The organism is uncultured Ruthenibacterium sp., from assembly GCF_963558415.1.
Lineage (GTDB): Bacteria > Bacillota > Clostridia > Oscillospirales > Ruminococcaceae > Ruthenibacterium.
The window spans coordinates 15,702-39,360 of sequence record NZ_CAUWGY010000021.1; the positions used below are offsets into that span (position 1 = coordinate 15,702).

Here is a 23,659-nt window from a genome sequence, read left to right on the forward strand (position 1 = left end):
CGAAACAATGAAATATGGTTTTGTAAAAACAGCATGCGCTACACCGCAGCTTCGTGTGGCAGACTGCGTATACAATGCAGCATCTATTGTTGCCTGTGCACAGAAGGCTGCTCACGCCGGCGCTGAGATACTCTGCTTTCCGGAGCTGTGCATTACGGGCTACACTTGCGGTGACCTTTTTTTTCAAGATACCCTTTTGCGCGAAGCTGAAAACGCTTTATCGAAAATCATTTGTGAAACAAAGGATCTTTCCCTTTTGATAATCGTAGGACTTCCCATACGCCACAATGGAAAAATCTTTAATTGTGCGGCAGTGATGCAAAAGGGAAATTTGCTAGGTCTAATCCCCAAGACTCATATCCCAAATTATAACGAATTTTACGAAAAACGTCATTTTGCCTGTGCTCCTAAAGAGAACGACACTTATACTTTTCAGAATACTTCTGTCCCTTTTGGTTCCAAAATCTTATTTCAGTGTCAGCAAAGTCAAGATTTATGTGTAGCTGTTGAAATTTGTGAGGATCTTTGGGCTCCGCTTCCTCCCAGCACTCAACACGCCATGGCTGGAGCTGTTTTAATTGCCAATCTATCTGCCAGTGATGAAACCATCGGAAAAGCAGAATACCGCCGTAATCTTGTGAGCGGACAATCCGCCCGGTTAATCTGCGGATATCTTTATGCGGACGCCGGAGACGGCGAATCGACCACTGATATGGTCTTTGCAGGCCACAATTTAATAGCAGAAAATGGCACTCTCCTTGCACAAAGTGAGCTGTTCCAAAATGATATTATTTTTTCAGAGATTGATGTAGAGCGTTTGGCTGGAGAGCGTCGGAAGAATACCAGCTTTTTATCTAACGATCAAACTGGTTACTCCATTGTGAAATTTGATGTTACGGAAGATTCAATTGCTTTGTCACGCAGCATTGATCCTGCTCCATTCGTTCCTAATGATCCAATTTACCGTGCTGAGCGCTGCACTTCGATATTGTCTATGCAGGCCAATGGACTAAAGAAAAGGCTTGCACACACAGCTAGTAAAAGTGCGGTCGTTGGCATTTCTGGTGGTTTGGATAGCACCTTAGCCTTGTTGGTTGTCACACGCGCTTTCGTAGAACTACAAAAACCTCTTTCTGAAATTATCGCTGTCACGATGCCCTGTTTTGGAACAACAGAACGGACTCGTTCCAATGCCGAACGACTTTGCAAGGCACTGAACATTACCTTGCGTCAGGTAAATATTACGGATACCGTTTGCAGCAATTTCCGGGATATTGGTCAGGATCCGGAAAACCATGATGTAACTTTTGAAAATACCCAGGCTCGTGTTCGCACATTGGTCTTAATGAACCTTGCTAATCAGACGAATGGTATGGTAATTGGAACTGGTGATTTATCTGAACTAGCACTGGGATGGGCAACTTACAATGGCGACCATATGAGCATGTATGGCGTAAATGCTTCTGTTCCCAAAACATTGGTGCGCCATATTGTTGCTACGGTTGCACAAAGCACTTCCAATACAGCGTTACGTGATGTTTTAGAAGATATTTTGAACACCCCTGTGAGTCCGGAATTACTTCCGGCAAAAGATGGGGTTATTAGCCAGCAAACGGAAGAAATTGTGGGACCTTATGATTTGCACGACTTTTTCCTTTATTATGCTGTCCGCTGGGGCTTTGCTCCCTCAAAAATATTCTATCTGGCACAAAATGCTTTTCGCGGACAATTTGAAGATGAAGTTATTTTGAAGTGGCTTCGAAAATTTTATTGGCGATTTTTCAGCCAGCAATTTAAGAGAAGCTGTATTCCGGACGGACCTAAAGTTGGCACAGTAACTCTGTCTCCCCGTGGGGACTGGCGCATGCCCAGTGACGCTTGTGTAAATCTTTGGATTGCGGAATTAGATAAAATAGAAAAAACTTTTATAAAGAGGTCTTAAATATGCCAAATCTTGAAAATTGCGAAAAAATTTCCAATGCTTTCGGTCCATCAGGCTACGAACATGAAGTTTCCGATCTTGTGACAAGTCTGCTGGGAGACTGCTCTGTACGACGCGACGGAATGCAGAATGTGTATGCTTCTCTTCCTCAAAACAGTGGGAAACCACTGGTGATGTTAGATGCTCATCTGGATGAAGTTGGTTTTATGATTCAATCCATTACTGCCAACGGACTTTTGAAGTTGGTTCCTCTTGGTGGATGGGTAGAACACAATATTCCGGCGCACACTTTTTTGATCCGTAACAATCGCGGAGAAACCATTCGCGCTATTTCCACATCGAAACCGCCACATTTCATGTCGGCTGCTGAAAAAAGTGCCCCATTGTCTTTGGATAATATTTTTTTGGATGCTGGAGTGTGCAGCTACGAAGACGCTACTGTGTTGCTCGGACTTGAACCTGGTCTTGTAGCTGTCCCCGATGTTCAGTTTTCTTACTGTGAGAAAACTGGAATCATGCTCGGGAAAGCCTTCGATTGCCGTTTGGGCTGTGCCGGTCTGGTAGAAGTCATGAACCGACTGAAAAATGCAGATTTAAACATAGACCTTACCGCTGCTTTCTCCACGCAAGAAGAGGTAGGGCTTCGCGGAGCTAAAATTACCGCTGAGCGCCTTCGTCCTCGTCTTGCTATATGCCTGGAGGGAACTCCTGCAGATGATACCTTTACAGCGCCCGCACAAGCACAAGGAGCATTAAAAAAAGGTGTCCAGATTCGCTATCGGGACGGAAGTATGGTTGCTCATCCCGGTTTTGTTGCTTTGGCTCGCAGCATAGCTCAACAAAATAACATTCCCCATCAAATGGCTGTGCGTACCAGTGGCGGAACGAATGGCGGTTCAATCCATCTTGCCCCCGGTGGAGTTCCCACTCTTGTACTAGGTATTCCGGTGCGATATGCGCATACACATTATGGTTATTCAGCCGCTGCGGATATGGACGCTGCTGTTGAGTTGGCTTGTTCAATACTGCAAGCATTGACTCCGGAACTTGTAGACAAATTAAATCCGGAAATTTAAACGGCTTCTAATAGGAACATTTCAAAAAAGACAGACAACGCCATTGCATTGTCTGTCTTTTTTGTTATTTTGCGTTTTTCCTATAGGGATCGCGATCTTAGAATACGAACCTGTTACTGTTATTGATAAATTCTAGAACCTGCCTAGTCCATTGATAATTCAGCATGGCAATCAGGCCCAAAAACTTTCAATCAGGCTTTCGATGTCACCACACTGCGTTTAATCTGAATCAACAGAAGCACCAAACTGATACCCAACAAAATATGACCAATCCCGGCAATACCAGAAATGGCTGCACTCATACCAGAGGAAAGCTCCGTTCCTAGCACCTGAGCCACACCTCGTACTACGAACATCATGGCTGTCAAATTCAGTCCAATCTGATAGATAATCAGTATCCGGCCAGTCCTCACCCCAGTGAAAGAAAAACTTTTTTCGAGCAACAACAGCAACAAGAAGAATACCATACCCAGCAAGAAATAATGAGTATGTACTACTCCCAGGGTGGTTTTTGCGGTAAAGCCGTTGAACTTGGTGAACTCCCGGTAAAATACACCGCCTATCATTGCAAGAACAGCGTACAATAAGGCCATATTTATATATCGTTTCATGATCATTTCTCCTTTATTTGCATTCCTTTTTCATAGCGAAGTAACCAATCAGAACCGTCCACACATAAGCGCAAGTCTTAGGAATCATCAACATTCCAATCAGAGGAATAGTATCCGCCCATAGCACCACCGGAATGTAGAAGCCAAAGCTCAACACGATGGTCAGCCACATCCAGTGGAAAGCGTGATCTCTACACTCTTTAGTGCTGCGATAAAATAGTAGGATAATCACAAGTCCCAACAGAGCAAATGGCAGATTGCGGTAGATTCCCCAAGCAAGGGGTGCTTTATCACTGAGCCACTGGTTCTGAGGCATCATGCATAGAACGATTCGTATCCCAGCCAGCCCGTACACAACAGCGGTCAGTCCACTTTGTCCCTTTATCTGATAACGCTTGCGCCATACATAATAGAGCAGCACATAAAAAATCGTCATGGTGATCGAGGTGATCCATTTGCCCAGCCCCAAAGGGACAGTGTAATTTTCAAGTCCAGTGGTACACAATGCCAAGGCCCGAGGAACCAGGTGAAAGGAATCTCCTGCTCCCAACACTACAGCCATCCACCCAAACAGCCGAAACTGACTCTTCCCCTTACTTTTTAGAATCATCACAACGCCAATGGTAACGACAGAAATCAAATAGACCGCATCAAACAAAGTTTCTACAATTGCTTGCATAACTTATTCTCCTTTATACTCTGTTTTATTTTGAACTTTAGCGCTAGCCAACACAGCTTTACCAAAGTTACAACCAAACAATAACCCGGCCAGCAAAAGAGAAGCGCCTAAGCCGGTATAAAAGACGGCTATAAATCGCTCCGGCGCCAATCCGCTCATCCGCAGACCAATTCCACCAGACATCATCACCGCCATGATAGCAAAAGCCTTTCCGTCAAAAAATTTAAGAAAAAAATGCCGTTCTTCTACATATGAATGGATTCTGGTTGTATGCTTTTTTACCAGTTTTCCAAAAATGAATTTTTGAAAAACGGCAAAAACCATGACAGACAATAAAAAATTCAACACCGACCAATAAGACGAATATGTAAGTAGTCCTATGCGAAGAATGTTAAATCCCGCTGCACTCCATACCAGACAGGCCCAAAATAATAAGGTGTTTCGTCTTACCTTCAAAAATATCCTCTCCTTTTTGAACATTGTTCAGTTTGCGGGATAAAAAATCCCCACGGTTTAGTGGGAATTTTCATAAAGCGTTCTACGAACGATTTCCTGTACAGCTCCTGGATCATAGTCCTGACGCAACAAAGCGGAAAGCATTAGGGAAAACAACACGTCTGCAAATTTTTCCGCAGTAAACTGTTCTGTGAAAGCATCTGGACGAATTTTAACATCCCTCTTTAGGACAGAACACAGTCCCTCCAAAATGTGCTGCCACGTTTGCTGCATTCTTCTTTTTCCATCCGACTTATCCTCTCGCATAAAGCCCAGCGAATGGAGAGTAAAAAAACCGGGATATTGTTTGCAGCCATATTCCATTCGCTCATACATCCAAGCAATACAAGCCTGTGTATCCTGAAATACAACTCCGTCTTCCGGGCGGTGAAAAATCTCACACCAAACACTTTCAACTGTGGCTCCCACCAACGCGGCTTTCGAATCAAAATAATTATAAATAGATCCCACAGATACACCACAGGCGGTCGCAACGGAACGAATGTTAACCGCCGACCAACCTTGCTGTTGAATCAACTTGCGACTGATTTTTAAAATTTCCTCTTTTGATGTCACAACAGTATTCATTAAATCACCTCAATATGAACAATGTTCATTATATGATATGATATATCACTTTGTCAAACAAAAGCGAATTACTGATCATGCGAATTGATGCAACACTGATAGAAAATAAAAAGGGAGTAGCTGTAAGCTACTCCCTAATACAAAACCTATGATAAAATCAGCTTCACAAAAGGAGCGTATTCAAATTCAACATACGGTTCTCATTCATGCCGAATCGCTTCCAATGCCGAAATTTTAACTGCACGTCCTGCTGGCATAATACCCGATAAAATTCCGATTGCCGTTGAAAATGAAATTCCTAAAAGCGCAAGCCATGCTGGAATAACTGAAATTTTAGAGCCATACATCGGGAGGAAACTTCCTAATACAGAGCCCATTAACAATGGGCCAAATGTATTAAGCGCTAAAGATATGGCGTAACTGATTGCGACGCCAAATACGCCACCCAGAAAACCAATCATTGCCGCTTCTACCAAAAACATGGCTCGAATCTTTCCCAGACCGCAGCCAAGCACCTTCATGACACCAATTTCTTTGGTGCGCTCATAGATGGCCATGGTCATCGTGTTAGCAATCGAAAGCGCAGCCACAAACAACGAAACCGCTCCCAATCCGCCGAGAATCATCTGAATCATCTGAGATTGTTTTTGCATGTTTTCTCGCTCACTGCGCATGGAGTACGTGGAATATCCCAATTCCTGAATTGCCTCTTCTACTGCTTCCACATTGTCCACATCGTCTACTTTAACATACACGTTGTCATATCCACTGTTGCTATTTGTATCCTTGATACCATTCGCTTTCATATACTCTTTTTCCAAGCGCTTCAAAACAGTTAGATCCATCACAACTCCGGAATCTGTCACATATCCTTTTTTGTAGTCCGAAATCATAATGCCTTCTACATCCAAGGTATACTCTATTCCCTTATCGCCCTCGTCACCACTCTGGTTATTGCTTTTTAACGTTATTTTATCTTTTGCTATGTCTACAAAAGGCCCCAACTCGTTGCCCATTGCATCCGTCTGTCCTTGATAACGATAAGCTTTTTCTCCACGCTTTTTGGTATCCGTAAATTGATAACCCAAATTCTGTCCAATTAAAACTTGAATCTGTTTTTTACCTGAACTGGACGAACTGGGGACATCCGGCAGATAACTGCCGGACTCAAGTTCATATCCTAACAACTCAATTGCCTTCGGATACATTCCCACAACTGTAACATATTGAGCTTCATAGCGATCATTTTTTCCCGCTGCTAAACTCATGCTGAAGTAACGCGGCTGATATTGCGGTGTCGCCACGACCACATGATCGAACCCATCAATTTTTGCTACCATTTCGTCATTGAGAGGTTCTACCTCGCCACTTCCACTATTACTCCAATTATATACCTGGATTTGCGTCAAATCTCCCCATTGCTGAATCATCTCATCAAATCCAACGTTCATAGCGATACCGAGGGATACCATGACCACAATCGAACAGGTTCCCACTACAACGCCTATGATCGTCAGCGTCGTTCTACCTTTTCGGCGACGTAGATTCTCAAAACATAGGGACAGAAGATCAGAAATCTTCATCGTTGTCGTCCTCCGCAAGCAATTCGGCGCGGCGTTTCGCCTTTTTCTTTTTTACTACAATTACAACGCCTACAACAACGGCTACGACACCTACTCCAATGACTACCCATCCCCAGATAGGCATTCCTTGCTGAGGCATATCCATATCGCCCATTCCACCAACATCCACGTCGGGCATGTTGTAATCGGGCATTTCACTTACAGTGAGAGAGTAATCTTGCGTTTGCTTTTTCTCATTTCCATTTACATCTTCATAAGTCAATGTAATTGTTCCTGAAATCGTCCCCGCCTGATCAGCCTGAATGGTAAAGTCCGCACTTCCCTCTGTTCCGGAATTCAAATTTCCAAGATACTGCTGCTGTCCCGGTGTATTAATATTTCCGGAAATCTCTGCTGTAAGGTTGTATAAAATTCCTTTTCCTTTATTCACATAGTTTACGGTAATAGTATTCTCTTCACCGACATACATCTCCTGAGGACTATCTAAAGAAGTAAAGGAGAATCGATCTGGCTGTACGATAGGCACCGTAATCAATTGACTTGAAGTTAACTGCTCATCGGTTCCCTTTATGTAATATCGGTATTCAACTGTTATATTGGCTACCCCAGTCTCGGCACTGCTCTGCGCTTGCAGAGTAAACGTTGTTTGATATGAACCACCTGCGGGCACGGATTCTGTCAATACCGTATTGCTTCCGGCAGCAAGTGTAAGCGTCTGCGGTAGAGAAATTGTAGTAACCACATCTGAGATTGCTGTAGATTTGCTTGTGTTATAAGAAGTCAAGGTAAGGGTAAAGTTTTGTCCCGCAGCAATATTGCCACCGCCATGATTGGATTCTTTCACCATCACCGTAGGTTTTGCTCCGCTGGTAACAGTGTCATCCTGGTTTTTAGAGCACTGCCCAATAGCCTGTGACACGGTTGTCAACGGAACATTCGGAAAGATGACCGGTGAGCCAGGAGTGGTATTATTAATTACACTCACATCAAAGGACAGCATATTATCCTGTGCGGTCGTATCCAAATAAGCAATGTCATTGAATGTCAAAGAATACGTCAGATTCCCATCCACGGAAGCCTCTCGATCGATCCAAATATCTCCATTGCTGCAAGAAGAAAAAGCCTTAGAGGTCGGCGTAATATGAATATACTGTTTCAAATCGGTGCCTTGTGGCACATCGGCGTCCAAAATTCGTCCATCTACCATCAAAAGGACAATTTTACAGTGCGTATCCGGTGTTAGATACAAAATAGCATTTCCAAGATCATCCACCACGCTGTAACCTGCAATATACAAATTTCCGCTTCCAGTGGACTGCTCCTGTGTTACAGGACACACCTGACTTTGGGCATAGTCATTTTCATTCGCCTTGTTAATAGCGCGCACATAATATTCTCCTGGCGCAGTAACCGTATAAGATGCCTGTGTTGCACCGATAATAGGAGAAGCATCTTTATACCATTCATAACGAACATCTGCTCCACCCGCATCCACTTTTACAGATAGAACAATCGACCCATTTGCTAAAGTTTGGGGAGTAGTTGGAAGGTCTTGTGTAAATTTGATCGTGCTGCTGTCCGCATATACAGCCGCGCTCGGTACAAAGCAAATCGCACTGAAAACAATTAGCAAAGCCATTGCCCCACCGATAAATCTTTTCCAAGTTGTTTCAATGGTTTTCATTGTGACGTTTCTCCTTTTTCTGCAAACTCCTCACCCACTTGCGAGAGTGACTGTTTTTGTTGTTCGGATGCACCTGCATGTGCATATTCCTCATCCATGGGACTGGGCTGAACCTCAAAGACTTGATTGGGGTGTTCAATTACTTCATCGCGCAGCACGCAGCCGTCTTTAATTGTGATAATGCGATCCGCACATCCTGCCAAATCCCGTTCATGAGTTACCATTACAAAAGTAATATTATTTTCGCGCGCCAATTTCAAAATTGCATTCATGACTTGGGCGGTTGTATGTGAGTCAAGATTTCCCGTTGGTTCATCCGCAAAAATAACCTTGGGATTTCCGACAAAAGCACGCGCAATACCCACACGTTGCTGCTGCCCGCCCGACATCTCTGTGGGCTTGTGATACATTCGTTTTCCAAGCCCCATCGCTTTTAATTGTTTGGCCGCCATCTTCTCTCTCTTGGACTTTCGTACTCCTTTGAACATCAACGGAAGAGCTACATTTTCCAAAGCGGTCAACGTTGGAAGCAAATTATAGGACTGAAAAACAAATCCCAAATTATTTTGTCGGAAAACCGCCAATTCCTTTTCAGTCATTTTGGAGACATTTTGTCCAGCAATATACACATCCCCTCTGGTGGGTTTTTCTAACCCGGCCAACTGATTGAGCAACGTGGATTTGCCAGATCCAGATGCACCTACAATACAGCAAATCTCTCCGGGATTAATTGCCAGATTAACATCATTTAATGCGACGACCTTTTCATGACCAACCCGGTATACCTTCCGTATGTGTTCCACTTTAATAATTGGCTTCACAACGAACCTCCCCTACATCCATAATCTTTTGTGCTTAGCCAGTAAGTTGCGTTTCTCCCGTTTGCCTGTTAAAATGAAAAGAATCAACCGGGAGGTTTTTTATGAAAATGAAAATTATCTGGGCACTTGCTCTCTTTTTTTTAATTGACAGCATTTTTCGAATGTTCCGCTCCAGTTTTAACCTCGGATCTTTTTTAATGTACTGTATTACAGGAGCACTTCTGGGATATTGCTTGTTCCACAAACAAATTGATGCCTTTTGCTCTCATGGCATTGGACTGATAGGCAAAATTCTCTTTTTTGCCGGTTGCGCGCTTTTTATTGCTTTAATGATACTGATTCACTTTCTAGGCTATACTACTCCAGCGACAGAACAAGAAAATGTCGTCATCGTACTGGGAGCTGGCCTTCGAGGCGAAAGAGTCACCGGGCTCCTTGCACGAAGGCTTGATGCCGCTTATGACTATTATTTAAAAAATCCCGATGTGATAATTTTGGTTTCCGGTGGCCAGGGCCCCGGCGAAACAATTCCGGAAGCACTTGCCATGAAACGTTACTTGATAGAAAAAGGAATTTGTGAAGATCAAATTCTTATGGAAAGCAACAGTGAATCCACTGAAGAAAATTTTCTTTTCTAAAGAAATTCTTATGCAATACAATATTAAACCGTCGGACCCAATCGCCTATGTTACAAATACGTTCCATTGTTACAGGGCCCGCCAATATGCTCAAGATGCCGGCTTTTCCAACGTCCATTCTATTCCAGCAACCATCGGTCTCGATTCGATTTTACCATGCTATATGCGAGAGGTTTTTGCGGTAATATATTACTGGGTATTCAAAAATTGACTTTTCCGGCCATATTTATAAAACGTTTGACAAACATCTTTTCTTTCACATATGTAAAAATTTTTAAGCCTTCTTGGGACTGCATATTGCCTATAAATTCATTCTCATGCTCATGTATTTTTTTCAGTATAGCAAAAACCATGTAAAATAGGAAGAGGACACATTGCAAAGTCTTTTTAAATATGTATAATTAAGCGTGTAGACGAATAAAAGAGGACTTAATGATGGAGGTTTTTTGATGCGTAAAACAAAAATCATCTGTACACTTGGCCCCTCTACTGATCGCGAGGGAGTTCTTCGCAGTATGATGCTAGCGGGGATGAATGTCGCCCGTTTCAATTTCTCTCATGGTACTCATGAGGAACATGCTCGTCGTTTTTCTACTTTAAAGCAGTTACGGGAAGAATTAAATTTGCCTGTTGCCGCATTGCTGGACACAAAAGGCCCTGAGATTCGCCTACGTGATTTTAAAAACGGCAGTGTAGAGTTAAAAAAAGATCAAAAATTCACACTTACTACACGAGATATCCTCGGAGATGAGTCTATCTGCTCAATCACTTACAAAGATTTGCCGAAAGATTTGGCTCCCGGTGCTCGCGTTTTATTGGATGACGGACTCATTGAGTTAAGTGTTGATAACATTGACGAAGACGACATTGTATGCATTGTTAAAAACGGCGGCGTCGTTTCCAACCACAAAGGAGTCAATGTACCAGGCACGAAACTTTCCATTCCCTACATGAGTGCCCAAGACCGTGACGACATTTTGTTTGGAATCCAAACGGGATTTGACTTTATCGCCGCCTCTTTTGTCCGAAGCGCCGCCGATATTTTGGAAATTCGCCGCTTGCTCGATAGCCAAAAGTGTGACTTCATCAAAATCATTGCCAAAATTGAGAACGATGAAGGCGTTGAAAACATCGATGAAATCATTTCCGTATCAGATGGCGTAATGGTTGCGCGTGGGGATATGGGAGTGGAAATTGACTTTACCGAAATTCCTGTCATTCAAAAGGATATTATTTGGCGTTGCTACGATGCTGGCAAACCGGTGATTACCGCTACACAGATGTTGGAGAGCATGATTGAAAATCCTCGTCCAACACGTGCCGAAATCACCGATGTAGCTAATGCAATTTACGACGGCACTTCTGCAATTATGTTATCTGGAGAAACCGCAGCAGGTCATTATCCTATTGAAGCGGTCAAGACGATGGCTGCAATTGCAGAGCGCACGGAAAGCGACATCAACTACAATAAGCGCCTACGTCAAAAGAACTTGGAAAGCCATCTGAGCGTAGCCGCAGCCGTAGCGCATGCCGCTTGCACCACTGCTATGGACATTAAGGCGAATGCGATTATTACGGTTTCTAAAAGCGGTGAAACCGCACGCCTGTTAAGCAAATACCGTCCGGAAACTCCGGTAATTGCTTGTGTAATGACGGATAGCATTTATCGTCAGCTTTCTTTGTCATGGGGCATTACCCCGCTCAAAATGCGTTATGCTCATAACACGGATGAATTAATTGAGATGGCTGTTGAAACCGCTGAAAAGGCTGGTTATGTAAGTAGCGGAGATCTTGTGGTCTTGACAGCCGGTGTTCCGGTCGGAATTTCGGGCACTACGAATATGATCAAGGCTCATCTGGTTGGAAATGTTTTGATTTCAGGTGTTGGTGTTACGCCTAACAATGCAAGAGGGCCTGTCTGCGTGTGCCGTTCCATCGAAGAGGCCAAAGTAAAATGTCGCCCTGGGGATGTCCTGGTGATTCCGTATACCAATAACGAGCTTCTGCCCATTCTACGCACAGCATCTGCGATTATCACAGAAGAAGGCGGTCTCAATTCCCACGCAGCAATTGTTGGTTTGACGCTTGGAAAGCCTGTCATCGTAGGAGCAACCGGTGCTCTGCGCAAACTGACAGACGGTGTCCACGTTTCCGTGGATGGTGAGCGCGGCGTTGTTCATTCCATGCCACAGTAAGGAAAGAGGTTATTATGAAACGTATTGCCAGTTTCTGTGTTGATCATACGCGTCTGCCACGTGGAATGTATACCTCCCGTGTGGACGGCGATGTTATCACCTATGACATTCGCATGAAAGTTCCCAACAAAGGAGATTATTTAGAAAACGGAACTCTTCATACTTTAGAGCATTTGTTTGCCACCTATGCTCGCAACTCTTCCGATGGTGAAAAGGTGATTTACGTTGGCCCCATGGGGTGCCGTACCGGCTTTTACCTTTTGGTGCGTGACACCCTTTCCCCGTCTGATGCAATTCGTCTGGTACAAGAATCCTTTGCTTTTATTGCATCTTATGAAGGCGAGATTCCTGGAGCTCGAGAAGAAGAATGTGGCAACTACAGAGAACAGAATCTTCCGGGTGCCCGTCACGAGGCGGCGGCAATGCTTTCCGTTTTGAAAGAGTGGAAAGCCGACCAATTGAATTATCCTGCTTATTTATAATTAAAAAGTCCCTGGCGTTTCAAACGCCAGGGACTTTTTAATTAGTTCAAAACGATCGAATTTACAGCTTCGATCAGATCCACAACGGATTCGCGTGGTACAAGAGAAATACTCTCTCCATTCACAACTGCAAGGCAATTGCTTCCATCATAACGATATAGTTGAATTTCAACACTCGGTTCATTTTCAAGATCCAGATGGACCGTGAAAGAAATCTCCTCTTTTTGAGTCGGAGACTCTTGTGTAAAGCTGTCCGCTTGCAATCCTTGTACTGCATTCTGAAGATCTTCAATTTCTAATTCTTGATCTCCATAATAATAAGTTCTCTCGTCTTTATTTCCCTCAGTGGTAATCGTATAACTTTCTCCATCCAGAGAGATATCAATTTGAGAAATATCTTCAAATTCGGCTGGCACAACCTCCTTATGACGCAAATCATCAAAGGCCGCTTTCATCACAGCGTTATAGTCCTCTGTAGTGATTTGGTACACGATCGGAGATTCTCCCACTCTTGCATAGGCTGTGATTTCTTCGGTTTCCTCCTCTGCGTCTTGACTCTCATCATTGGTTGTCTGCGAACTAACTTCTGATTCTTCAGTTGTTTGCTCATTTGGATCTCGGCTCACATTGAGTACAAAAGTCCCTTCGGTGGTCTCTTCATCCTCATTTTCAAATGTGTATTCCACCGAAATCGTCAGCTCCGGTGCATCCAGCCCATATTTTTCCAAGTCTTCTTGTGTGGCATTGTATGTCACATAGTTTGTCAAATCCATACTTTCAAGATTCTGAAGATAGGAGTCTACCAATGAGGTATCTAAAGGAGATTTCACGCCATCGAGTTCTGTAAAATAAACATCCTCTTCACGATATGTGTCAGCACTATCTTCTTCATAAGAGATCTGGTACTCTTCATCTCCCGAAAACTGAATTTGAGTTACTTGTTCAAACGATGGCACCTCATCGTGATCAATCATATCGCTCAAAACAGCGTCAAATTCATCCATCGGGTCCTCCGGCACAAGATATACATTTCCATCGCCGATGGAAACATACCGTTCTGAATCCATTGTACTATAATCACCTACTAGAATTGTATAATCCTGTTCGGCGGTACCTAATTGAATCGTACATACCGGATTTGTTAACCCATATTGTGCAAGATCATCTACATCTTCAATGACAAAGGAAACGCCAAATTCCTGGAATGGCTCTAAAAGCTCATTGATTTTTTCCTCGTCCACCGGGAAGTTCTCATCGTCATCGTAAATCCAATTTTCATCCTTGTGAAAAGCCAGAGACTCTGAATCTGTTTCCCAAGAAAGTGACTCAACCGAATCGCTTGCTACTTCTAAAATGATTTCATCGCTATTTTGAATCTGTTCTTTGTGCGTCTCATAACGGCTAACGCCAAAAGTTACTGCACATGCTACTACCAATACGCCCAATAAGATATAGATTCTTTTAGACCGCTTCATTTTGCATTCTCCTCCTTCTCAGAACCACAACAATACCAACTCCAAGATACACCAGAGGGAACACACCAATCATCATCACTTTCAGAAGCGAAGATGTTGAATCGCTGATTGTCAAATAGTTGTAGTTCAGTGACTTACTGCGAATAGCCATTGCCTCGCTTTCTCCAATCAAAGAGGACACAGCATTCATTCCAAGATTTACATTTGCGCCAGAAGAGTATGCATTGTACATATCATCCAGGAAGCTGGACGAAGAGAACCACACAATTCGTCCTTCAGAGCTTGTTTCAATAGACACTGCCAATGTAAACGGACCATCAATATCTCCGTCTTCTTTCTCGTAGGTAGACAAATCGTATCCTGTTACTTTACTGAATGCGGCATCAGAAGTTGTAAGGAATTCTGTTACAGTAGCAGAAGAACTGCTATTCTCTACGCGCATTCCCTGTGAAAGAGGCATAATGGGGAAATAGTTCTCTTCAATCAGAGAATCCGTGATATCACTGCTGGCCATATCCGGCATCAAAACAAACGGTGCTTGGAAGGCGTAATGCTCTCGATCTCCTTCAATTACGATTCCATCGCAAGCTGTTACTCCATAATCTCCAACAATGCTGTACAAATTCTCCAGTGTTCCTTCTTCCGTCGGTCCTGCCATAACCAGAAGCTTTCCACCGCCAGAGACATAATCCGCCAGCATTTCTTTTTCTTCTTGTGAAATATCGCTTGTCGGAGCATAAATCAAAACACACGCTGCATCTTCCGGTATGTTGTCTACGTTGAGCAGAGAAAACGTATTGAGTTCTATATTTTCTTTCTCCATCTGCTCGCTAAATGTTGTGGGAAGTTCTGCTTCACCATGACCTTCCAGCACATAAATTTGCGGTTGCTCTTCATTTACCACATAATCGATTGCTGAAGTGATTGCGCCCTCACCGTCGAAGGATGTATTGTAGGAATAGGAATAAACATCCGTTTCATAAAGGTAAATATCATCGTACCCTATATAACGACTTCTATCTCCACACTCAACTACCAAACTGTTGTTTTGAACCGTTTCATCCGTATACTGTTCAGCAAACGTAGGATACACGTCCGGATTCTTTTTAACCACCTTTATATGGTCGGAGAGGCTGTCGTATTTGTCGAGAAGATTTTCAATGACTTTATCCTCTTCTCCGGATTGTACGATCCAATAAATTGTTACATCTTCTTCCAACGCATTCACTACGACTTTCGTATTACTCGTGATAGAGTAAAGTTTTGTAGAACTAATGTCGTATTGCGTCAATGTCGTCGGCAGCGCCGCCGCCAGAATATTCAACACAACTAAAATCGCCAGAACAATCGCTGTGATAATAATAGAATAGGAACCACCTTGAAAAGCAATTCGATTTCTTTCAGCGCCGCCCGAGGACTTAGGAGCTCGATGCGCAAACTGTAGTTTTTTCATCAGTTATACCTCCTCTTCTCAAGGGACTGCACGGAGAGAAACAAGAAAAACACAATGACACTAATGTAATATACAATTGCCGTCATATCAAAAACGCCGTTCACAAATACGGTGAATCTTTCGAACAAAGATAATTTGGTCATAATCTGAGGCAAAAGCCCTTCGAATTTCGTACTATCGATAAAATACAGCACAATGGTAATGGCCATAAGTGCAAAGCAGACCCAATAAGCAAGATTCCCGTTTTTTGTTAAATAGCGGATGATTAGGCCAAACAGCAAAATAATCACCAGCAGTGCAATCATCGAGCCAATTGCGGTAGAAGAAACATACTCCGAAAGGCTTACACTGTAATAGTTCAATAAAATTACTGCAATGCCAATTCCTGCTGCAAGGCCCTGATTATCAGTAAGGGAAGAAATGAAGACTCCTACTGCAATGAGCGCCGCTCCCATGATAAAAAATGCTAAAATGGATCCATAAGAAGTCAGCAAATACACATCTCCGAATTGCGCAAAAATCAGTGGATAAATCGAAATAATTGCCAACGGAATTAAATACAGAATCAGCAAAGCGAGATATTTTCCCAAAATCACCTGTGAAGTGGTAATGGGCAAAGAGTATAAAAGTTGATCTGTTTTTTGTTTTCGTTCTTCTGCAATGACCCGCATCGTTAAAATCGGTACAATCACTACAAACACAAGACTGCCAAAATCGAGCACATATTCAAAATTACTAACAGCAGCTTGAATGTTGTACATCATGGCGCCGATCCCCACAAAAGCGAGTAAAAATGCACCAAAAACATAGGCCGTCAAAGAATGGAAATAGCTCCTTAATTCATGTTTCAAAACTGCGGTCATGCCGTTTCCGCCTCACTTTCCACAGATGTCTCTTCTGTCTGACTCTTTTCGGTCAATTCGATAAAGACATCTTCCAGATTTCCCTTTTTCAATGTCATTTCCAGTAAAGCCTTATTCTTTTCTGCAAAGGTAAAAAATAGCTCCCGAGAAACGCCATAAATATCTTCTTGATCTGTTTTTATCTGTACCGTTGTTCTTCCCTGTTCTTCACTCTCAACTGCGTATTCCGAAATATGCGTGATGTTTTCCAAAATCTCCTGAACTTCTTGTGATGTAGCCTCGGCGGTTATAAAAATCTCATTGGGAGTCAATAGTTTTTTCTCAAGATTTTCAGGCCGATCAAATGCAATCAATTTTCCTTTTGAGATAATCAGAATCTTCTCACAAATTGTTTGCACTTCAGAAAGAATATGCGAACTCAAAATAACGGTGTGGGTCTGCCCTAATTGTTTGATCAAATCACGAATTTCAATAATCTGAAGCGGATCCAAACCAACCGTTGGCTCATCCAAAATAATGACCTTTGGATTCCCAATCAATGCCTGTGCAATACCTACACGCTGCTTATAGCCTTTTGAAAGTGCAGAAATACAACGCCCCTTTACATTTTCAATCTTTGTTTGCTCAATGACCTCTTGAATTTGTCGTTCCAATTCCGCCCCGTGTAACCCCTTGGCTTCTCCTACAAAACGCAGATACTCTTCGGGAGTTTCGTTCATATACAAAGGCGGTTGTTCTGGAAGATATCCAATTTCTTTTTTTGCCTTATCCGGTTCCTCAAAAATATCGTAACCAGCTATGCGCACATGCCCTTTGGTTGCAGACAAACAGCCTGTCATAATATTCATTGTAGTGGATTTTCCAGCACCATTTGGCCCCAAAAAGCCATATACGTGTCCTTCCTCTATTTCAAAGGAAAGGTCATCTACAGCCATAAAATCGCCATAGCATTTTGTCAAATGTTCAACCGTAATCATGATAGACCTCCTCATCGTTTGTTTATTACGCTCGCTTACGCGTTGTATTCGAGGTCATTATAATCGTCTAGGCTGAAATGACGCTGAAACAATTAAAAACCTTGCGGTTTTGTGCATAAAAAGAGAGGAGCCGTCAAAAACGGCTCCTCTCTTTTTTATGAACATGGAAATAACACAAAAAAGCTATTGATTCCTTTTTGGCTCTGCGCCCAAATTTTCCCACGATGCTGTTTCACAATACTTTCGGCAATTGAAAGCCCCAATCCAAAACTTCCTGTACGTGTTCTTGCTTGATCCGCACGATAAAAACGTCGAAAAATCTTTTCAAGTTCACCATCCAGAAGTGGCTGTCCTTCATTTGAAACGTTCAAAAGGCAATGATTCTTTCCACGCTTATGTAATGTTACCCAAGTCGTTCCCTTTTCTTTCGAATACTTGGAGGCATTATCTAAGAGAATCTCCAAAATTTGGCGGAGCTGATTTTCATCTCCCAATACACACACGTCTTTTTCAATTTGGGTACGAAGGGTGAGCCCTTTTTCAAAAAAGACCGGTTCAAAAGTCATCGCTTCATACTCCGCCAATTGACTCCAATCGACGGCCGCTTTTACTTTTTCTTGGCTTGTTCCGTCCACTCTCACCAGTTCTAACATTTGTTCGATCAAATTTTTCATCTGACCGGACATCGTCAAAATCCCCTGCACAAATTTTTCTTTTTTTTCCGGATTATATTCAGAATTTTGAAGCAATTCCGCATTGGTCATAATCACTGTCAAAGGCGTTTTTAGTTCATGCGAGGCATCCGCCACAAATTGCTGCTGTTGCTTCCAGGCTTGTTCTACAGGTTTTACCGCCCACCGAGACAATACAATGCTTCCCCATAAGAAAAGCAAAAATCCCAGTCCGCCAATGATTAGACAGGTTTGCAGCAGATGATCCAAGGTTGTCCTTTCACTGGATATATCAGCAAATACAACACATGGGCGCAAAGGCGTATCCACACGGTAGTAGCGAAGATTATATTTTGTAAGTACCCCAAAACTTTTTGGCGATGAAAAAACATCTCTAATTAAATCATTCAAAAACGCACTATCCGATAAATCATAGTATCCGCCGCCCGTTGAAACCAATTCTCCTCGGGGGTTTAATTGAAGTGTGAAAAAAGGCAATCGAACATTTTCATCTAATTCACCGGGAACGCCTAGCTGAAAAGGTTGCTGTGCAATATCCTGCATCATGCGTAGGCTCTCTTGTTCTAGATTTGCACTGGTAAAATAAAACACCAATCCTAAAATCACACAGAGCATGATTGTAACAATACTCATATTGATAAGGACAAATTTGAAACGAAGCTTTTTAATCATCGCCGCATACCTCCAAATGATACCCCAATCGACGAATGGCTTCAATACGGACATTAGATCCTATGCTCGCAAGCTTTTTTCTCAAAAACCCGATATAAACTTCCACATGATTCTCTACCGCGTTGGAATCATATCCCCAAACTCGCGCTAAAATTACTTCTTTTGATAGATTTTTCTCGCCTGATTGCAACAAAAATCGCATAATATCAAATTCCTTCGCCGAAAGGCGAATGGCATTTTTTCCACAGCACAATGTAGCGGAAGAAAGGTCCAAAGAGGTGTTTCCGAAAACCAATTCATTGATCTGCGACCCTTGCCGTCGAAGCAAAGCATTTACACACGCTAATAATTCGCGAAGATCAAAAGGCTTTGTTAAATAATAATCCGCTCCTGCATTTAAGCCCGTAATCCGATCCTCCAAACCGGATTTAGCTGTCAACATCAAAATAGGTGTTCCTAATCGCTTGGAACGCACGTGCTTAGCCACTTCATATCCATTCAAACCTGGCATCATAACATCCAAAACGAGCAAATCGTAAACGCCAAGCTCTGCATACTGCGCTCCTGTCTCCCCATCGTTGACAATCTCCACGTCAAACCCTTTGCTTTTTAAAAACTCTCCGATAGATGATGCAAGCAATTTTTCATCTTCAATGATCAAAATTTTCAAAATCCACCCTCCTTTCCTCTTCTATCATATCGCTACTAGCTGAATTCAGGCTGAAACTCACTGTATCAGATTATCCCAAAACTTCTTTTGCAATATCAACGGATTGTTTGGCATCCTTCGCATAAAAATCTGCGCCAATGGTTTTGGCATATTCCGGAGTGAGAACCGCCCCGCCTACCATGATCTTACAAGGAAGGTTCGCTTTGTGAAGCGCATCAATGGTTTCTGCCATGCTGGGAAGTGTTGTCGTCATCAAAGCGCTCAGGCCGACTAATTGTACCTGATATTTCCTTGCCGCCTCTACAACCACTTGTGCAGGGACATCGCGCCCAAGATCGATCATCTCATATCCGTAATTTTCTAAAATTACTTTTACAATATTTTTGCCGATGTCGTGAATATCGCCTTTTACAGTAGCAATTACAATTTTCCCTTTACTATTCCCATGGGAACCTTGCGAAACAATTTTTTCTTTCACTACATCAAAGGCAGCCTGTGCCGCACCTGCAGACTGGAGCAATTGCGGAAGAAACAGCTTGCCTTTTTCAAATTCTTCTCCAACCAAGTCCAGTGCCGGAATTAAAACCTGATTGACTAGCTGCTGGGGCGAGCAAGTTTCCAACTGCAAACGCGCAGCCTGTGCCGCCTGTTGACGAAGGCCCTGTAAAATCGAATCGTGAAGATTCGTTTTTTCCGACAAAGTATGCTGTTGAGGCTGACTTCCCGAATATTTTGCAATATAGCGTGTAGCCTGCGGATCTCGATTATACAAAACTTCAAAACTTGCAACAGCCGCCATCATAGCCTGTGAGTTGGGATTGAGAATCGGAAGATCAAGGCCGTGTTCCATTGCCAAAGTCAAAAAGCTTGTATTCACCTGCTCTCTACAAGGAAGACCAAAGGAAATGTTGGATACACCCAAAACGGTCTTTACTCCAAGTTTTTCCTTCACCAGTCGGACTGCTTTTAACGTTTGCTGAACGGCTTTCTGTTGAGCGCTCACCGTCAGCGTAAGGCAATCGATAAAAACATCCTCTTTGCGAATTCCTGCTTCTTCGGCCGCACATACGATTTTCTCTGCCAAAGCCAACCGCTCTTCGGCACCATCTGGGATACCTTCATCGTTTAACGTCAATCCTACCACGGCCGCACCATATTTACGACAAATTGGCAAAATCGCCTTTAACGAAGCTGGTTCCGCATTCACCGAATTAACAATCGCCTTTCCATTGTAAACGCGCAGCCCTGCTTCCAAAACTTTCGGGCGCGTAGAATCTAATTGCAATGGAGTATCTGTTACGGATTGAATCGTTTTGATTGCCTTTACCATCATTTGGACTTCATCAATTCCAGGCAATCCTACATTGACATCTAAAATACGTGCTCCTGCATTTGTTTGTTCAATGGCTTGTTGAGCTATATAGTCCCAATCTTCCGTTCGCAAAGCCTCTTGAAAGCGCTTTTTCCCTGTGGGATTGATTCGCTCGCCAATAACCGTTACCCTTTCAATGGCTACCGTCTCCGTTGGAGTGCATACAATACTCTTTGGGACAAACATCGAATCAACCGGACATTTGTTTCGAAAATATTGAGCCAAAATCCGAATATATTCTGGCGTTGTTCCACAACAACCACCCACGGCCCGAATTCCCAACTCTTCAAAGGCCTTCATTTCACTACAAAATTCATAGGGTGAAATATCATACTTTCCCGTTGAGGGGTCAGGCAAACCAGCATTGGGTTTGATAAACACTGGCCGAGATGTACTTTCGCACAAACGTCTTGCTAAAGGCAAAATCTCGCGTGGACCTAAAGAACAGTTAATACCAATGGCATCTGCGCCCAATCCCTCTGCCACAACAGCAAACGCTTCTACTGAGCATCCTGTAAAAGTACGGCCGCGCTCCTCGAAACTCATAGAAACCAGAACGGGAAGGTTCGTATTTTCTTTTGCTGCAAGAAGCGCCGCCTTTACTTCATACAGGTCTGTCATCGTTTCAATTAAAATGCCCTGTGCTCCCGCCTGCGCTCCTGCCTTCATCTCTTGAGAAAAAATTTCGTACGCTTCTTCAAAGCGAAGCGTTCCTACCGGCTCCAAAAGTTCCCCAATTGGCCCCACATCTAAAAACACTCGACAATCTGTCCCTGCACACGCTTTTCTTGCACACTGAACTGCCGCAGTCACCACTTGTTCCACCGTATATCCGCATCCCGCCAACTTTTTACGATTGGCACCAAATGTGTTTGCACAAATCCAATCTGCTCCGCTTTCAACGTACATACGTCCGATTTCAGAGACAACCGCGGGATTCTCCACACTAAGAACGTCTGGTTGACGCCCTAACTCCAAACCGCGTTTTTGCAGCATTGTTCCCATAGCACCATCTAAAATGGTATAACGCTTCTTTTGAAACACATCAATCACAGACTTTCCCCTCTTTTCTTCTAGTACATGTTTCACGCAACACACAATGCTCACACCCCGCTAATTTCCCTTTCACTCTATGCCGAGAAACGCCACATAAAGCGGTGATACTCTTTCGCGGTATCAAAAGATGTGAATCTGTAACTTGTAGGCCAATTCGCCGCTGTGCGTCCAGGAAGGACACAAGACCATTTTGTACCGAAATCGTGTAATCCCCATATCCCGGAGAGAAGCGACCTGTCAAAAACAAGCCCTGTTCCTCCAATTGCTTTCGAATTCCTTTTTCCAACGATTCGGCCACCGATTGCCACAGAGGCCGCCGCATCCACCACAACCGCCAACGCCATATCGGAGATTTGAAGACTCCGTATAAGGCGATCGATTTCACTTCCTAATGTACACGCTAAAGCCACTACTGAATCACATTTCTTAAGATGTGTCTCAATGTCATGTCCCAAAAGCAAGGGCCTCAATGCCTCGCGTTCTACTTTTCGGTATACTGCCCTTGGGACCGCATTCTCCGTTACAGATTTTATGGCTTGACATACCAAAGCCTTAATCGAATCGTTTTCCTTTCCACGTGCGCCAAGCATTCGGAAAACTTCCGATTCGTCAATTTCAAAATTCAAATCCATATATACTCTCTTACAAAAGATCTTTTATGCCCTCATATACTTTGCGAGCCACCATTGGTCGATTCATTGCATACAAGTGAATACCGTCTGTTCCGCCTTCAATCAGGTCACGTATTTGACGAATCGCATAATCAATACCGGCATCAAACAATCCCTGCTCATCATGATCGTATTTACTAATCATTTTTGTAAATTCTGAAGGAAGACTTGCAGAACTCAATGCTACCGTCCGTTCCACCTGAGTTTTTGAAACAATTGGCATAACCCCTGCCTCTATAGGCACTGAAACTCCCGCTTTTCGAGCCAAATTCAGGAAACGGTAAAAAACGCCATTATCAAAAAAAAGCTGCGTGATAAGATGTGTCACGCCTGCTTCAATTTTGTAGTGAAGATTTTCCACATCCTGCCGAAGAGAATCACTCTCTACATGTCCTTCCGGATAACAAGCTCCTACCACATTAAATCCACTCTCATGCACCACAGATGCTAATTCACTTGCATATCGGTAGTCGGTTTTTCTTGGCAAATTAGGATTAATATCTCCACGCAACGCAAGAACATTTTCGATTCCGTTTTGACGTAACTGCTGCAATGTATCTTGAATTTGTTCCTTTTCGGAATTAACACATGTCAGATGCGCCAAAGACTCAATTCCCAGTTCACGCTTAATATAAGCTGCTATTTGGCAAGTAGAATCATCGGCGACATTCCCGCCTGCTCCATAGGTAACACTGATGAAATCTGGCGACAACGCAGCAAGTTCTTTTAATTTAGGATAAAGCGTATTGAGAGAAGCCACATTTTTTTTGGGCGGAAATACTTCAATGGAAAACACACAGTTCTTCATTGAAAACAACTCATTCAGATACATATCATTTCTCCCCTTTAAAAAGAAAAACCCCCTCGGCCTTAGGCCTTTTGGGGGTTCTGGTGCTGCTGACGGGAATTGAACCCGTATGGTGTTGCCACCGAGGGATTTTAAGTCCCTTGCGTCTGCCGATTT

The 23,659-nt window shown here is 43.2% G+C and carries 21 protein-coding genes; 5 read left to right on the forward strand and 16 right to left on the reverse strand.

Annotated elements, in window-relative coordinates; genetic code table 11:
- The first annotated feature begins 7 nt into the window (after positions 1 to 7).
- Together AB5H98_RS05505 and AB5H98_RS05510 are read left to right on the forward strand one after the other, a co-directional pair.
- Positions 8 to 1,942, forward strand: coding sequence for an NAD(+) synthase (locus AB5H98_RS05505; protein ID WP_367924925.1), 1,935 nt, complete (start codon positions 8 to 10; stop codon positions 1,940 to 1,942).
- Positions 1,943 to 1,944: 2 nt separating this feature from the next.
- Positions 1,945 to 3,018 carry a M42 family metallopeptidase gene (locus AB5H98_RS05510; RefSeq protein WP_367924926.1) on the forward strand — a complete coding sequence of 358 codons (1,074 nt, stop codon included), beginning with the start codon at positions 1,945 to 1,947 and terminating at the stop codon, positions 3,016 to 3,018.
- A gap of 191 nt (positions 3,019 to 3,209) precedes the next feature.
- On the opposite strand, the gene AB5H98_RS05515 is transcribed toward AB5H98_RS05510, so the two are convergent.
- The 7 genes from AB5H98_RS05515 to AB5H98_RS05545 all read right to left on the reverse strand — a co-directional run bounded on the left by AB5H98_RS05515 (position 3,210) and on the right by AB5H98_RS05545 (position 9,479).
- The gene (locus AB5H98_RS05515) at positions 3,210 to 3,629 is read right to left on the reverse strand and encodes a DUF2871 domain-containing protein (protein ID WP_367924927.1); all 420 of its coding nucleotides are present in this window, start codon (positions 3,627 to 3,629) and stop codon (positions 3,210 to 3,212) included.
- Between the two features lie 13 nt (positions 3,630 to 3,642).
- A complete protein-coding gene (locus AB5H98_RS05520; RefSeq protein WP_367924928.1) occupies positions 3,643 to 4,308 on the reverse strand; it encodes a hypothetical protein in 666 nt (221 codons plus the stop codon).
- 3 nt (positions 4,309 to 4,311) lie between these two features.
- Positions 4,312 to 4,764, reverse strand: coding sequence for a hypothetical protein (locus AB5H98_RS05525; RefSeq protein ID WP_367924929.1), 453 nt, complete (start codon positions 4,762 to 4,764; stop codon positions 4,312 to 4,314).
- A 57-nt stretch (positions 4,765 to 4,821) separates the two neighbouring features.
- Positions 4,822 to 5,391, reverse strand: a complete 570-nt coding sequence (locus AB5H98_RS05530) for a TetR/AcrR family transcriptional regulator (RefSeq protein WP_367924930.1) — start codon at positions 5,389 to 5,391, stop codon at positions 4,822 to 4,824.
- Between the two features lie 200 nt (positions 5,392 to 5,591).
- Positions 5,592 to 6,974, reverse strand: coding sequence for an ABC transporter permease (locus AB5H98_RS05535; protein WP_367924931.1), 1,383 nt, complete (start codon positions 6,972 to 6,974; stop codon positions 5,592 to 5,594).
- Entirely contained in the window at positions 6,961 to 8,658 is a 1,698-nt protein-coding gene (locus AB5H98_RS05540) for a COG1361 S-layer family protein (RefSeq protein ID WP_367924932.1), read from the reverse strand. The genes AB5H98_RS05535 and AB5H98_RS05540 overlap by 14 nt, the downstream gene beginning before the upstream one ends.
- Positions 8,655 to 9,479, reverse strand: a complete 825-nt coding sequence (locus AB5H98_RS05545; protein WP_367924933.1) for an ABC transporter ATP-binding protein — start codon at positions 9,477 to 9,479, stop codon at positions 8,655 to 8,657. Before AB5H98_RS05545 ends, AB5H98_RS05540 begins: the two co-directional genes overlap by 4 nt.
- A gap of 101 nt (positions 9,480 to 9,580) precedes the next feature.
- Between AB5H98_RS05545 and AB5H98_RS05550 the strand changes: the two genes are divergently transcribed.
- From AB5H98_RS05550 to AB5H98_RS05560, 3 genes are all read left to right on the forward strand, one after another.
- The gene (locus tag AB5H98_RS05550; RefSeq protein ID WP_367924934.1) at positions 9,581 to 10,117 is read left to right on the forward strand and encodes a YdcF family protein; all 537 of its coding nucleotides are present in this window, start codon (positions 9,581 to 9,583) and stop codon (positions 10,115 to 10,117) included.
- Between the two features lie 449 nt (positions 10,118 to 10,566).
- Positions 10,567 to 12,312 carry a pyruvate kinase gene (gene pyk / locus AB5H98_RS05555; protein WP_367924935.1) on the forward strand — a complete coding sequence of 582 codons (1,746 nt, stop codon included), beginning with the start codon at positions 10,567 to 10,569 and terminating at the stop codon, positions 12,310 to 12,312.
- Between the two features lie 14 nt (positions 12,313 to 12,326).
- Positions 12,327 to 12,794: an S-ribosylhomocysteine lyase gene (locus tag AB5H98_RS05560; protein ID WP_367924936.1), complete on the forward strand. Its 468-nt coding sequence runs from the start codon at positions 12,327 to 12,329 to the stop codon at positions 12,792 to 12,794.
- Between the two features lie 41 nt (positions 12,795 to 12,835).
- Here AB5H98_RS05560 and AB5H98_RS05565 read toward each other — a convergent pair whose 3' ends face one another.
- From AB5H98_RS05565 to metF, 9 genes are all read right to left on the reverse strand, one after another.
- On the reverse strand, positions 12,836 to 14,269 hold the full coding sequence (locus AB5H98_RS05565) for a DUF4340 domain-containing protein (RefSeq protein ID WP_367924937.1): 1,434 nt from the start codon (positions 14,267 to 14,269) through the stop codon (positions 12,836 to 12,838).
- The gene (locus tag AB5H98_RS05570) at positions 14,256 to 15,722 is read right to left on the reverse strand and encodes a GldG family protein (protein ID WP_367924938.1); all 1,467 of its coding nucleotides are present in this window, start codon (positions 15,720 to 15,722) and stop codon (positions 14,256 to 14,258) included. The genes AB5H98_RS05565 and AB5H98_RS05570 overlap by 14 nt, the downstream gene beginning before the upstream one ends.
- Positions 15,722 to 16,585, reverse strand: a complete 864-nt coding sequence (locus AB5H98_RS05575; RefSeq protein ID WP_367924939.1) for an ABC transporter permease — start codon at positions 16,583 to 16,585, stop codon at positions 15,722 to 15,724. Before AB5H98_RS05575 ends, AB5H98_RS05570 begins: the two co-directional genes overlap by 1 nt.
- Positions 16,582 to 17,562 (reverse strand): ABC transporter ATP-binding protein, encoded by a 981-nt coding sequence (locus tag AB5H98_RS05580; RefSeq protein WP_367924940.1) that lies wholly within the window; start codon positions 17,560 to 17,562, stop codon positions 16,582 to 16,584. The genes AB5H98_RS05575 and AB5H98_RS05580 overlap by 4 nt, the downstream gene beginning before the upstream one ends.
- Positions 17,563 to 17,717: 155 nt before the next feature.
- Positions 17,718 to 18,926 (reverse strand): sensor histidine kinase, encoded by a 1,209-nt coding sequence (locus AB5H98_RS05585; RefSeq protein ID WP_367924941.1) that lies wholly within the window; start codon positions 18,924 to 18,926, stop codon positions 17,718 to 17,720.
- Positions 18,919 to 19,596, reverse strand: coding sequence for a response regulator transcription factor (locus AB5H98_RS05590; RefSeq protein WP_367924942.1), 678 nt, complete (start codon positions 19,594 to 19,596; stop codon positions 18,919 to 18,921). Before AB5H98_RS05590 ends, AB5H98_RS05585 begins: the two co-directional genes overlap by 8 nt.
- Before the next feature lie 70 nt (positions 19,597 to 19,666).
- A complete protein-coding gene (locus tag AB5H98_RS05595) occupies positions 19,667 to 22,021 on the reverse strand; it encodes a homocysteine S-methyltransferase family protein (protein ID WP_367924943.1) in 2,355 nt (784 codons plus the stop codon).
- Positions 22,022 to 22,098: 77 nt separating this feature from the next.
- Entirely contained in the window at positions 22,099 to 22,656 is a 558-nt protein-coding gene (locus AB5H98_RS05600) for a hypothetical protein (protein WP_367924944.1), read from the reverse strand.
- Positions 22,657 to 22,666: 10 nt separating this feature from the next.
- A complete protein-coding gene (gene metF / locus AB5H98_RS05605; RefSeq protein ID WP_367924946.1) occupies positions 22,667 to 23,527 on the reverse strand; it encodes a methylenetetrahydrofolate reductase [NAD(P)H] in 861 nt (286 codons plus the stop codon).
- Positions 23,528 to 23,659 lie beyond the last annotated feature (132 nt).

Excerpts from the sequence above, each read along its gene's own strand:
- AB5H98_RS05580 (WP_367924940.1), bottom strand. The coding sequence starts at position 17,562 with ATGATTACGGTTGAACATTTGACAAAATGCTATGGCGATTTTATGGCT.
- AB5H98_RS05510 (WP_367924926.1), top strand. The coding sequence starts at position 1,945 with ATGCCAAATCTTGAAAATTGCGAAAAAATTTCCAATGCTTTCGGTCCA.
- AB5H98_RS05505 (WP_367924925.1), top strand. The coding sequence starts at position 8 with ATGAAATATGGTTTTGTAAAAACAGCATGCGCTACACCGCAGCTTCGT.
- AB5H98_RS05585 (WP_367924941.1), bottom strand. The coding sequence starts at position 18,926 with ATGATTAAAAAGCTTCGTTTCAAATTTGTCCTTATCAATATGAGTATT.
- AB5H98_RS05560 (WP_367924936.1), top strand. The coding sequence starts at position 12,327 with ATGAAACGTATTGCCAGTTTCTGTGTTGATCATACGCGTCTGCCACGT.
- AB5H98_RS05570 (WP_367924938.1), bottom strand. The coding sequence starts at position 15,722 with ATGAAAAAACTACAGTTTGCGCATCGAGCTCCTAAGTCCTCGGGCGGC.
- AB5H98_RS05535 (WP_367924931.1), bottom strand. The coding sequence starts at position 6,974 with ATGAAGATTTCTGATCTTCTGTCCCTATGTTTTGAGAATCTACGTCGC.
- AB5H98_RS05520 (WP_367924928.1), bottom strand. The coding sequence starts at position 4,308 with ATGCAAGCAATTGTAGAAACTTTGTTTGATGCGGTCTATTTGATTTCT.
- pyk (WP_367924935.1), top strand. The coding sequence starts at position 10,567 with ATGCGTAAAACAAAAATCATCTGTACACTTGGCCCCTCTACTGATCGC.
- AB5H98_RS05600 (WP_367924944.1), bottom strand. The coding sequence starts at position 22,656 with ATGGATTTGAATTTTGAAATTGACGAATCGGAAGTTTTCCGAATGCTT.
- AB5H98_RS05540 (WP_367924932.1), bottom strand. The coding sequence starts at position 8,658 with ATGAAAACCATTGAAACAACTTGGAAAAGATTTATCGGTGGGGCAATG.
- metF (WP_367924946.1), bottom strand. The coding sequence starts at position 23,527 with ATGTATCTGAATGAGTTGTTTTCAATGAAGAACTGTGTGTTTTCCATT.
- AB5H98_RS05575 (WP_367924939.1), bottom strand. The coding sequence starts at position 16,585 with ATGACCGCAGTTTTGAAACATGAATTAAGGAGCTATTTCCATTCTTTG.
- AB5H98_RS05565 (WP_367924937.1), bottom strand. The coding sequence starts at position 14,269 with ATGAAGCGGTCTAAAAGAATCTATATCTTATTGGGCGTATTGGTAGTA.
- AB5H98_RS05530 (WP_367924930.1), bottom strand. The coding sequence starts at position 5,391 with ATGAATACTGTTGTGACATCAAAAGAGGAAATTTTAAAAATCAGTCGC.
- AB5H98_RS05515 (WP_367924927.1), bottom strand. The coding sequence starts at position 3,629 with ATGAAACGATATATAAATATGGCCTTATTGTACGCTGTTCTTGCAATG.
- AB5H98_RS05550 (WP_367924934.1), top strand. The coding sequence starts at position 9,581 with ATGAAAATGAAAATTATCTGGGCACTTGCTCTCTTTTTTTTAATTGAC.